At 71.6% G+C, this 11421-nt stretch carries 8 protein-coding genes; 3 read left to right on the top strand and 5 right to left on the bottom strand.

Annotated elements, in window-relative coordinates:
- Positions 1 to 423 precede the first annotated feature (423 nt).
- Positions 424 to 1770: a nicotinate phosphoribosyltransferase gene (locus tag HNV26_RS28325; RefSeq protein ID WP_171443942.1), complete on the bottom strand. Its 1347-nt coding sequence runs from the start codon at positions 1768 to 1770 to the stop codon at positions 424 to 426.
- A 210-nt stretch (positions 1771 to 1980) separates the two neighbouring features.
- On the opposite strand from HNV26_RS28325, the gene HNV26_RS28320 reads away from it, so the two are divergent.
- Complete coding sequence (locus HNV26_RS28320; RefSeq protein WP_366817039.1) at positions 1981 to 3039, top strand: 2-hydroxyacid dehydrogenase; 1059 nt, start codon at positions 1981 to 1983, stop codon at positions 3037 to 3039.
- A 35-nt stretch (positions 3040 to 3074) separates the two neighbouring features.
- The gene (locus tag HNV26_RS28315; RefSeq protein WP_171443941.1) at positions 3075 to 4367 is read left to right on the top strand and encodes a universal stress protein; all 1293 of its coding nucleotides are present in this window, start codon (positions 3075 to 3077) and stop codon (positions 4365 to 4367) included.
- A 25-nt stretch (positions 4368 to 4392) separates the two neighbouring features.
- Here the strand turns inward: HNV26_RS28315 and HNV26_RS28310 are convergent, their stop codons facing one another.
- The 3 genes from HNV26_RS28310 to HNV26_RS28300 are packed head-to-tail and all read right to left on the bottom strand — an operon-like array spanning position 4393 to position 9008.
- Entirely contained in the window at positions 4393 to 5058 is a 666-nt protein-coding gene (locus HNV26_RS28310; RefSeq protein WP_171443940.1) for a metallophosphoesterase, read from the bottom strand.
- Positions 5059 to 5118: 60 nt separating this feature from the next.
- Entirely contained in the window at positions 5119 to 8097 is a 2979-nt protein-coding gene (locus tag HNV26_RS28305) for a tetratricopeptide repeat protein (RefSeq protein ID WP_171443939.1), read from the bottom strand.
- Between the two features lie 11 nt (positions 8098 to 8108).
- A complete protein-coding gene (locus HNV26_RS28300; protein WP_171443938.1) occupies positions 8109 to 9008 on the bottom strand; it encodes a sigma-70 family RNA polymerase sigma factor in 900 nt (299 codons plus the stop codon).
- A gap of 205 nt (positions 9009 to 9213) precedes the next feature.
- Here HNV26_RS28300 and alr point away from each other — a divergent pair, with 205 nt between their 5' ends.
- The gene (gene alr / locus HNV26_RS28295; protein WP_171443937.1) at positions 9214 to 10443 is read left to right on the top strand and encodes an alanine racemase; all 1230 of its coding nucleotides are present in this window, start codon (positions 9214 to 9216) and stop codon (positions 10441 to 10443) included.
- On the opposite strand, the gene HNV26_RS28290 is transcribed toward alr, so the two are convergent.
- Positions 10400 to 11398 (bottom strand): lysophospholipid acyltransferase family protein, encoded by a 999-nt coding sequence (locus HNV26_RS28290; protein ID WP_436410067.1) that lies wholly within the window; start codon positions 11396 to 11398, stop codon positions 10400 to 10402. The two genes, alr and HNV26_RS28290, sit on opposite strands and share 44 nt — an antisense overlap.
- Between the last annotated feature and the right edge of the window lie 23 nt (positions 11399 to 11421).

The following is an 11421-nucleotide window of genomic DNA, read 5'->3' as shown; positions in this document are numbered from 1 at the left end:
GGCGGAGGGCTCGGGGGCGGGGTCCTCGGACTTCTTGCAGGCGCTGCCCAGAAGCAGCGTCGAGCCAAGGATGACGGCGGGGCCGAGACGGAGACTCATGTTGCGCTCCAGCGGAAAAAACGGCCCTCCACCATGGCAGATGGTTGGGGCTCAGAGGAAGCCACCCCTGGAGTACCCGAAGGGCGCGCCGGGGTCATCGGGAGCTCGTCGCTTGCCTCCCTGGTGGGTTCGTAAGGAGCGAGCTCAGGTCGGGCGCAGGCTCGAAGGTCATGTGCATGGGCTCCAGGTCCGCCGGGTGCTGGCCCGCGGCGTTCTGTCCCGCGGAGGCTCGTGGTGGAGGGGGCTTCTTGGTCACCGTGGCGTTGCCTACCGCCTTGGCGAAATGCCGGCAAGGGACGCCGTGCCCGTGCGCATCACCGAGGCTCACGTCGCCGCGGACCACAGCTCCACTTCGTGCTCGCGAGCCCGCAGCAGCGCCTGTCCCAGCTCCACGGGATAGGGCGGCCGGGCGGGTGACAAGGCGCGAATCTCGGGCGGAAGTTGTGAGACTTCGCGTCGCGCGTATTCGCGGATGTCCTCGAGCGTTGGTGACGCCTCGGGCAGCCGCTGTCCCCCGCGCATCACCGGTTGGAGCAAGGGCCTTCCGGGCGCGGTGTCCTGCCTGCACGTGAGCACGTCGCCGCGCGCCACGCCGTCCACCTCCCGCCGGTAGGTTTGCTTCGCGCCCGGGAGCAGCAGCTTCCCTGATGACAGCTTCACTCGGGGCCGCCCTGCGTACGCCACCAGCTTGTAGGCCATGTCCACCGCGGGCGCGTCCGACGAAACGCCCATGGCCGTGCCCACGCCGAAGCTGTCGATGGGCGCCCCGCGCGTCACCAGCCGCTCCACCGCGTCTTCGTCCAGTCCACCGCTCGCGTATACGCGCACCTGCTCCAGGCCGGCTTCATCGAGCATCTCCCGCGCCGCCTTCGACAACGCGAGCAAATCACCCGAGTCCAGGCGGATGGAGCGCACCTGGAAGTCCTCGCCCAGCTCCCGCGCCAGCCGGATGACGTGCTGCACGCCGCGCAGCGTGTCGTAGGTATCCACCAGCAGCGTGGCGTTTGGATGGACGCGCACGAAGGCGCGGAACGCCTCCAGTTCGTCGTCGTGCGACTGCACGTAGCTGTGCGCCATGGTGCCGGCGAGCGGAATCCCATACACCTTCCCCGCCAGCACGTTGGAGGTGGAGTCCACGCCCGCCACGTACGCCGCGCGCGCCGCCTTCATCCCGGCGTCCGTGCCGTGGTAGCGCCGCAAGCCGAAGTCCATGACGGGGCGTCCGGCGGCAGCCGTCACCACACGCGCGGCCTTCGAGGCCACGGTCGTCTGGAAGTGCACCTGGTTGAGGAGGTACGTCTCCACCAGCTGCGCCTCCGGCAGGGGCGCGCGGACCTCCAGCAGCGGCTCCTCGGCGAATACCGGCGTGCCCTCCGCGACGGCGTCCACGTCACCGCTGAAGCGGAAGCGCTCGAGCCACCCGAGCAGCCGGTCCGAGAAGCGGCCACGAGATGCCAGCCAGTCCAGCGCCTCCGCGCCGAAGCGCAGCTGCTCCAGGTACCTCAGCGCATCGTCGAGCCCCGCCGCCAGCAGGTAGTTCCGCCGGGGCGGGAGCTTGCGCGCGAAGAGGCTGAACACGGCCTCGTCCCACATGCCCTCCTCGAGATAGGCCTCCGTCATGGTCAGTTGGTAGAGGTCCGTCAGCAGCGCGGTGTCTTCCGGCCAGGTCATGTCGGGGGCTCCGCTCGAAGGGGCACTGGCGCCTCGAACTCAAGCTAGGCCCTGGCCTCGACGCGCGCTCCCACAAGTCCGCCGCCCGGCGAGCAGGCGCCCGCTGCTCGCGCAGCTTTTGCCGCACGCCCCCTGGCTGCGCATCTTTTGCGCGGCTGTCGAGGTCCGATAGCCTGGGGGCTGCATGGAGCAGGCCTTGCATTGACGCTGGTGGCACGCGGCGAGGGTGACTCGCTGGGCAAGGGAGCGGGCATGCGGGTGGCTGTCTTCGACACACACCGATACGACCGGGCCGCGCTGGAGGCCGCCAACGCGCGTTTCGGACATGCGCTCACCTGCTTCGAGCCGCGCCTGACGCTCCAGACGGCGCCGCTGGCGGAGGGCTTCCCCGCCGTGTGTTCCTTCGTCAACGACAAAGTGGACGCGGCCACGCTGGAGGTGCTGCACGCGGGTGGGGTGCGGCTCGTGGCGGTACGCTCCGCGGGCTACAACCACGTGGACCTCGAAGCGGCGCGGCGGCTGGACATGCGCGTCACGCGCGTTCCGGAGTACTCCCCCCACGCGGTGGCCGAGCACGCGGTGGCGTTGGTGCTGTCCCTCAACCGCCACATCCCGCGTGCCTTCCTGCGCGTGCGTGATTGGAACTTCTCGCTCGATGGGCTGGTGGGGTTCGACCTCGCCGGCAAGACGGTGGGCGTGGTGGGCACGGGCCGCATCGGCCGCGTGGCGGCGCGCATCTTCAAGGGCTTCGGTTGCAACGTGCTCTGCTACGACGTGGTGCCGGACGCGGCCTTCGAGCGCGAGCTGGGCGTGCGCTACGTCCCGCTCGACACGCTCTTCGCCGAGTCGGACATCCTCTCGTTGCATGTCCCGCTGACGCCGGGCACGCGGCACCTGGTGGACGCGGCGGCGCTGGCGCGGATGAAGCGGGGCGTGGTACTCATCAACACCGGCCGCGGCGCGCTCATTGACAGCAAGGCGCTGGTCGCCGCGCTCAAGTCCGGCCACATCGGCGGCGCCGGACTGGATGTGTATGAGGAAGAGGAGGGCGTCTTCTTTCAGGACCTCTCCGGGCAGGTGCTCCAGGATGACGTGCTGGCGCGGCTGCTCACCTTTCCGAACGTGCTCGTCACGTCGCATCAGGCCTTTCTCACCCATGAGGCGCTCGCCAACATCGCCGAGACGACCCTGGCGAGCCTCCAGGCCTTTGAGCGTGGCGAGCCTCTGGTAAACGAGGTGCGCGCCGAGCAGGTGCTCCGCGCGCGTTGATTTCCACGCCACGCCCATTCGAACCTGGAGCTGCCATGTCCATTGTCTGTGCCACCAACTTCTCCGACGCCGCGCGGCGGGCCTCCACGCTGGCCGCGGAGCTGGCTCGCAAGGCCGGTACGTCCTTGTGGCTGGTTCATGTCCTCAACCCCGACTCCGTGCGCGCCTTCGGCAAAGCCCTGTTGGGGTCCGCCGAGGCGGTGCTGAGCGACGAGACGAAGCGCCTGACGCAGCTGGGGGTGAAGGTGGAGCCCGTGCTCCTCACCGGCGAGCCGGCGGTGATGCTGGAGGGGTTCTGCCGGGAGCAGGGGGCCTCGCTGGTGGTGGCCTCGCGAGCCGCGGATGAATCGCCCTTCGGGGGCGAAGGTGGCACGGTGGACCGGATGGCGCAGTCGCTGACGGTGCCCCTGCTCGTCATGCGTGACCCTGCACCGCTGGAGGCGTGGGTCCGGGGCGAGCGGTCCCTGAAGGTGTTCCTCGGCGTGGACCGCTCCCTGCCCTTCGAGGCGGCGCGCGACTGGGTGATGACGTTGAGCAAGGGGGGCCGGGTGGACGTGGTGGGCGGACGCGTCTACTGGCCCGAGGAGGAGGCCCGCCGCCTGGGGCTGCGGCAGGCCTTGGCCTACGGTGATGCCCTGCCCGAGCTGCAGCATGTGCTGGAGCGGGAGTGCGCGGAGTTGCTGGCCCCGCTGGCCCAGGGCGGGACGCCCGTGCGCGCTCGCGTGGAGATGGGCGTGGGGCGCATCGCCGACCACCTGGTGGACCTGGCCGAGCAGGAGCAGGCGGACCTGTTGGTGGTGGGCACGCACCACCGCCGCGCGCTGGGGCGGCTGTGGAGTGTCTCGCGCCATGCGCTGCGGCTGGCGCGGATGTCCGTGGTGTGCGTGCCCGCGCAGGCGATGGCGGTGGGCGCGGACACGCCGCTGCCGGAGTACCAGGAGGTGATGGTGGCCACGGACTTCTCGGAGACGGGCAACCGCGCGGTGGCCCATGCCTTCGCGTTGACGGCTCCGGGTGGCACGGTGCATCTGGTGCACGCCACGGAATCGAAGCCGTCACTCGAGGAGGAGGCCCAGATGCGCGAGCAGCTCTCGGCGCTCGTCCCCAAGAGCGCGAACGACCGGAGCGTGCGGCTGAACATCATCCCCGGCGGCAAGGACGTGGTGGCCACGCTGGCGCAGACGGCCGAGCGGCTGGGCGCGAGCGCCATCGTCATGGGCACGCATGGGCGGTCGGGCTTGAAGCGCGCCGTGCTGGGCTCGGTGACGCAGTCCCTGCTGCTGCGCACGGACCGGCCCGTGCTGGTGGTGCGGCCCCCGGCGGCCTGATGACGCGCGTGGACGCTTCCTTCAATCAGGAAGCGTCCACGTCCACGTAGGCGCGCTTCGCCAGGACGGACACGAGGCGGCCCTCCGGCATCACGTAGGCGGAGAGCTTGCCGCCGTACACGCAGCCGGAGTCGAGCCCCACCGCATGCGGGTGCCGTTGGATGCCCCGCATGGCGTCGTGGCCGAAGATGACCAGCTGCGGCCCCTGCCACAGGCTGGCCCAGGGCGCGCCCGCGTCCACGCGCTTCGACGGCGTCCCATCCGGCAGGATGCTGCGCAGGTTGAGCAGCTCGTCTTCCTTCTGCGCCTCCAGCGGCACGCCTGGCACCAGCCCGCCGTGCACGGCGACCACGTTCAGCTCGGGGAAGAAGCGGTACAGCGGTTGGGACTCCAGCCACGCCCAGTCCTCGGGCGTCAGGGTGTCCAGCACCTGCTGATGCTCGGGCTTCAGCTTCTTGCCGCGCGGCCCCCGGCCGGCGTGCCAGCGCAGCACGTGGGCGTCATGGTTGCCTCGCACCGCCAGGAAGCCCTGCTCACGCGCACGGCGCACCACACCGGCGGAGTCCGGGCCCTTCGCCACCAGGTCTCCCACCAGCACCACGCGGTCGTCCGGCCGCCAGGCGCACTGCGTCAGCAGCGCGTCCAGCTCCTCCGCGCACCCGTGCACGTCTCCAATGAAGAGCGTTCGCATCCGCTCTCCCTTTAATGCGCTTTGCATCTATCCGGAAACCCTCTGTCGGGTGTCTGGCATTCAGGGGGCTCGCGCGGCGGGAATGTGTGTGGGTCTGGGCAGGCGTGCCCGCCAGGCATCCATTTCCTCCAGCGCCTCCTGTCCTGACGTCCCCAGCGTCACCAATGACTTACGGGCTTCCTCCGCCAGCTGAAGCGCGCGAGGCCGGTCTCGCTTCGCGTCCCAGAGCGCTTGCGCCAGGAGGAATCGCGCGCGTGCCTGCTCGCTGGGCGCCTGCGGCGACCGGGCTCCGCTGGCCACCACTCGCTCCAGGAGCTCGGCGGCCTGACGCGGTCGGTCCAGCGCGAGCAGCGCGCGGCCCAGGTCCATCAGCGTCCCCGTCCGGTAGCCGTAGGCATCGTCCTCGCGCGCATCGAGGATGGCGCGGGCGCGCTCGAGGTAGGGCAGGGCTTCGGTGTAGCGCTGGTCCATCATCAAGAGTCTGCCCGTGGCCCGCAGCGTCTGGGCCACGTAGGGGTGCTGGGCGCCCAGCCGCTGCTCCAGCGGCGCGAGCATGGTGTGGAAGCGGGTCAGGGCCTCTTCGGAGCGGCCGGCGCGCGCCATCAACGTGGCCAGGTTGCCCGAAGTGATGAGCGCCCCCGCGCCGTCCGCGCCTTCGACCTTGAGCGCGATGTCCAGCGCGCGCTCCTGGAGCCGCAGCGCCTCCTCGGAGCGGTTCATCCGTTGGAGGGCCGCGGCCAGGAGATTGATGGCGGAGGCGACGTCCGGGTGCTCGGGGCCGAGCGCGCGCTCGAAGACCTCCAGCGCGCCGCGGGCCAGGGCTTCCACCTGTTCGACGTCAGACCTGCGCCAGTGCGCATAGGCCAGCTCCAACTGGGCACGTGCCACGTCCGGATGGCTGGGCCCCAGGGCCGCGCGGCGCGTGCTCAGCGCCTGCTCGAAGAGCCGCATCGCCTCGTCGGCGCGCAGCTGCGCCATGCGTGTGGCGCCCAGCTCCAGCCGGACGTCGGTGACCTCCAGGCTGTCGGGCCCATAGGTGGCTTCCAATCGCGAGAGGGCGGACTCCTGCTGCTCGGCCGCCTCCGTGTAGCGCCCCTGCGCGAAGAGGAGCGCGCCGACCCGGGCCTGGAGCTGCGCGCGCAGCACGCCGTCACCGCCCAGCCGTTCAATGGCGGCCTCCGCGCGCTCCCGCCACCGGTGTCCCAGGGCGTGCTGGTCCAGCACATAGCCGGAGGCATGCACCAGCCGCGTCCAGGCGCGCGCGGCCGCCACGTCGTTGCGCCCGGCCTCCGCGTTCCACACGGCGTCGAAGTAGGTGGTCTCCGCGTCGCGCGGCTGGCCTGCCTCCTCCCGCAGCTGTCCCATCAGCAGCAGGGCGTCCGCGCCGCCGTGGCGGTCATCCGCGTCCTTCGCCGCCTTCACCACGGGCTCCAGCAGCGCCACCGCCTCCGCGTACTTGCCCGCGGCCTTCAGGGCTCGCACCCGCACCAGCGTCCGTGCCCGTTCAAGAGAGGCGCCGTCCGTGGGATTGGGCTCGCGCGCCGCCAGTGCCGCCAGGTCCGAGCACCTGCCCAGCGGCGGCAGGGCCTCCGCTGCGCGCGCGGCCAGCTCCACGGTGCCCGCGTCCGCCCGGGTGAAGAGCTGCGTGAGGGCGGCCACTTCCGCCAGCCGCTCATCCAGGCAGTGCATGCGCCGCGCGAGGACCTGTTCGGATTGTTCACCCCGCACGCGCGTGGCCTCGCAAGCGGAGGTTCGCATCGACGCCCACTCCGCGGTGTATGCATCCAGCGAGCGCCGCACGCGGAGCCACGCGGCGGGCGCGAAGGGCTTGCCCGTCGCGAGGAAGGCGGACTCGATGGTCTGCTGCGCTTCCGGCCCCCACACCGAGGCCATGGCCGCGTCGGCGCGCTGGCAGGCCCGTGCCCGGCTGGCGTGCACCGCGTGGGTGAGGCCCACCGCCAGCAGCAGCAGCGCCGCGCCGCCCACCGCGGGCACCCAGCGCTTCCAACGCGAGGCCGGGTCATGCTGAAGCGCCACCAGCAGGGCATCCAGGTCCGTGTACCGGTCCATGGCGCTGGCGGACAGCCCCCGCAGCAGCACGCGCCGCAGCCAGGGCGGGACGTGTGTGCCCCGGGGCGCGGGCCGCACCTTGCCGGCGCGGACGTCGGTCAGCAGTTCGTGCGGGGTGGTGGCGGCGAAGGGGCGCTCGCCATAGAGGGCCTCGTACAGCGTGACGCAGAAGGCGAACTGGTCGCTTCGGGCATCCGCGGGCGCGTGGGCCTCCATCTGCTCGGGGGCCATGTACGCGGGCGTGCCTCCCGCCAGGGGGGACACGTCGTCCAGTGGATTGGCGTTGCGCGCGAGCCCGAAGTCGGTGACGCGCACGCGGCCGTCCTGGCCCACCAGCAGGTTCTCCGGCTTGAAGTCCCCGTGGACCACGCCCGCCGCGTGCGCCGCCGCGAGTCCCCGGCCCGCGTCCAGGAACAGCGCCAGCACCTGTCGCCACGTCCGAGGCGCGTCCTTCAGCCAGGGGCGCAGTGTCCGCGCGTCCACCAGCTCCATGGTGAGGAACACCTGTGGCCCGAAGGTGCCCACGTCGTAGACGGGCACCACGTGCGGATGGGAGACGCGGGCCATGGCCTGCGCTTCGTGCAGCAGGTGCGCGCGGCCCTGCTCCGCCTCCAGGCCCAGGGCCGCGACGCGTAGCAGCTTGAGCGCCACGCGCCGGTCCAGCTCCGGGTCGTAGGCGCTGTAGACGACGCCCATGCCTCCGGAGGCCAGCCGCTCCAACACCAGGTAGCGGCCCACCGCGGTGCCTCGCTCCAACGAGGGGCCTTTTCCCGAAGGCGGCCGGGCGTTCGTCCGCGCGGTGGTGGCCCCGGGCGGGACGTCGTCGGGGGCCTGTGCCCGCAGGGCCTCGGCCACCATGCGGCGGCAGGCGGAGCAGGTGTCCAGGTGCGCATCCACCTCCGTCGCGCGCGCGGGAGGCAGGCCCCCCATCAGCAGCGCCACGAACGTGTTTTCATCCAGGCAGGCCATGGACGCGCGCGTCAGTCGTTCATCCGTGAGCGCAGCAGGCGGCTGAGGCTCACGTCGAGCTGACTGGAGATGAGGCGCAGCACGCTGTCGAGCTGGGAGGACGTGAGGCGCAGGCGCTCGGTGAGCCGTTGCCGCGTCTGCTGGAGCAGGGTCTCCTGCGCGCCCAGCACCCAGCGCGCCGTGGTGGAGCGGTGCACGCCGTACAGCGCGGCGAGCTGGTCGATGCTCAGGCCGTCCAGGTACTTGAGGCGCAGCATGTTGCGCTGGCGCGGCTCCAGCGCGAGGAGCGCGGTGGAGAAGCAGTCGCTGAACTCGGCGCGGTACGTGCGCTTGAGGTAGGCCAGCTCGGGGTCGTCCTCGGGAGACACCAGCATCGACAGGTCGCCGTCGTCCGTGGAGTCCGCCGGTCCGCCGCGCTGCCGCTGCCAGTCCAGGGCGAGCCACAGCGCCGCCGCGCGCACCCAGCCACTCAGCGGACCCGTGCCCGGATATGCCGCCAGCCGGGCCGGTGTCTCCGCGCTGCCCACGAGCATGCGCTGTCGCAAGAGCTGGCGTACCTCGTCCAGGCCGGAGGGCGGCAGCTTCAGCCGGGCCACCGCGAGGTTCACCTCCGGGAGGTAGCGCGCCTCGAACGCGGAGAGCGCCGTGGGCAGCCCGTCCGCCGCCGCGCGAGCGAGGTAGACGTCCGGCAGGCTCAGTGTCTCCACCGCCACCGCCGTGCCGTCACCGGGGAGCAGGCGGGCGAGGTGGCTGACGAAGCGGCGGCCATCCAGGTCCACCCCGGGCCAGGGCGCGCGCGCCATGTCCAGGGCCTGGGCCAGCCGTGCTTGGAGTGGGGCCAACGACTCCGGTGAAGACGCCTCCGCGCTACCGCGTGCCGCGATGAAGGACTGGGCCAGGGATAAGTCCATGGGGGACACGCGCGAGTCGATGGCACCGCCTCCGGAAAACCGCTCTGGGCGGTTCAACCGTCGGGGGCGACAATGCTTCCCCAGCGGCCCTTCCAGCAAGGAGGCGACGTGGACCCGGGGCGTTGCCACCGCCGTCCGCCTGCTCCGCGCGCGGGCGGGTGTGGCGTACGGGCCGCGCCTGGCGCATGGCCCGCGCATTGCTGGTATGGCTGCGAGCGTGGTGGAGGTGAACGTGGAGTCAATTGGCAGTGGCCCAGGAGACGCGGTCCATTCCTCGTGGCTGGAGTTGAGTGCGTCCGCTCTGCGGCACAACGTCGCCGTGTTCCGGGCCCTGGAGGGGCAGGGGGCGCCTCGCGCCCTGGGGGTGGTGCTCAAGGGCAACGCGTATGGGCACGGGCTCGCGCAGGTGTTGCCCGTGGTCCACGGCGAGGTGGACCTCCTCTATGTCATTGCCCCACAGGACGCGCTGAAGGTGCGGGAGTACGAGCGGGCACGGGGACTGGCGCCGCGGCAGGTGCTCGTCCTGGGCGCGGTGGCGCCGGAAGAGGCGGTGGTGCTGGCGCGCGAGGGCGTGGACGCGGTGGTGGCGGACCGTGGCTGGGCGGACGCGGCGGCGGTGTTGCGCGCGGCGAAGCTGGAGCGTCCCCTGCGGGTCCACGTCCACCTCGACACCGGCCTGGGGCGCGAGGGCTTCACGCTGGAGGGGCTTCCCACGGAGTCTCGTTTCCTCTCGGAGTCCCGCGACGTGCTGGAGGTGGTGGGCGTGCTCAGCCACTTCGCCAACACGGAGGACGTGACGGAGCAGGGCTACGCGTTGGCACAGGTGGACGCCTTCGAGAAGGGGCTGGCGTTCCTCTCCGAGCAACTGGCGCCAGCCCGGCCGCTGCAACGGCACATCGCCGCGAGCGCCGCGACGCTGGTGTTGCCCCGCGCCCGCTATGAGGCGCTGCGCGTGGGGATTTCGCTCTATGGGCTGTGGCCGTCGCCGGAGACGCGGCTGTCGGCGCGGCTGGTGCTGGGCGAGGTTCCGGTGCTCAAGCCGGTGCTGTCGTGGCGGTGCCGCAGCCAGGTGGTAAAGTGGCTGCCCGCGGGCAGCTACGTGGGCTACGGCTGCACGTACCGGTGTCCGGAGCCCACGCGCATCGCGGTGCTGCCGGTGGGGTACTACGACGGCTACCCGCGCCTCGTGTCGGGCAAGGCGCACGTGTTGGTGAATGGCCGCCGGTGTCCGGTGCTGGGGCGGGTGATGATGAATCACCTCATCGTGGACGTGACACGCGCCACGTCCGACGAGCGCCCCGTGACGGCCACCCTGATGGGCCGCGACGGCGAGGAGTCCGTGCCCGCCGAGTCACTGGCCGGCTGGGCCCAGACGATTCACTACGAGCTCGTCACCCGGCTGGGGGCGCACCTGAAGCGGACGGTGGTGGCGTAGTCCCGGCGGGCAGGGCGGCCTCCGGTGGTGGCTGCACCTTCCAGCGGCGGTGCAGCCACATCCACTGGTCCGGGTGCTTGCGGATGCAGCGCTCCAGCGCGGCCGTCACGCGCGCGGTGTGCTCCGTAATCGGGTCGGCGCACTCACCCGGCGCGGGCGGGAGGATGGGGCCTTCCACTTCCATGCGGAAGCGGGCACCGCCTCGGCCGTTGCGTACGCCCATCACCACGAACACCGGGGCGTCCGTGCGCGCCGCCGCCACCGCCATGGCCGGCGTGGTGGAGGCCAGCTTGCCGAAGAAGGGCACGAAGGCCGCCCCCTTCGCCGGCAGCGCCTGGTCCAGCAGCATGAAGGGGGACTCGCCGCGATTCACCGCGTCGATGATTTCCTGGATGGCGCCTCGCGGATAGATGAGGCCCGCGCCAATTCTCACGCGGTTCTCCGCGATGCGCGTGTTGAGCGCGCCCTTCAGCGGGCGCACCAGCGCGTCCAGCGGGATGCCATGGCGGATGAGCATCTCCCCCAGCAGCTCCCAGTTGCCGAAGTGCGCCGTCACCAGCAGCGCGCCCTGGCCCGTGGCCACGCGCGCCTTCAGCGCTTGCCAGGCCGCATCGCCTTCCACGCCCTGTTCGGCCCAGTCCCGCGGCAGCCGGTCGCCGGAGGGCAGCGACTCCAGCACTACGCGCGACATGTTGATGTAGGCGCCGCGCGCAATCTCCCGGCGCTCCGCGTCACTCTTCTCCGGCATCGCCATGGCCAGGTTTTCCAACGCCACGCGACGACGGATACCCAGCCTGTATGCGAGGTTGCCCACGAAGCGAGCGAGCGCGTCGCGCGACTCCGGGGACAGCCACGTCAAGAAGGCCCAGACAAAGCGCGTGAGGAATCCCACCACACGTCCGGGTGGCGTGCCGACGATGCGGCGCAGGTGCTCTGAGGGGAGCTTCTGCGTCACGGCGGGTGAGTCAGGGGGCGGGG

The sequence above is a fragment of the Myxococcus xanthus genome, assembly GCF_013116825.1.
Lineage (GTDB): Bacteria > Myxococcota > Myxococcia > Myxococcales > Myxococcaceae > Myxococcus > Myxococcus xanthus_B.
The sequence above is the reverse complement of the archived record's forward strand: the minus strand, read 5'-3'. Positions and strand labels throughout refer to the sequence as shown.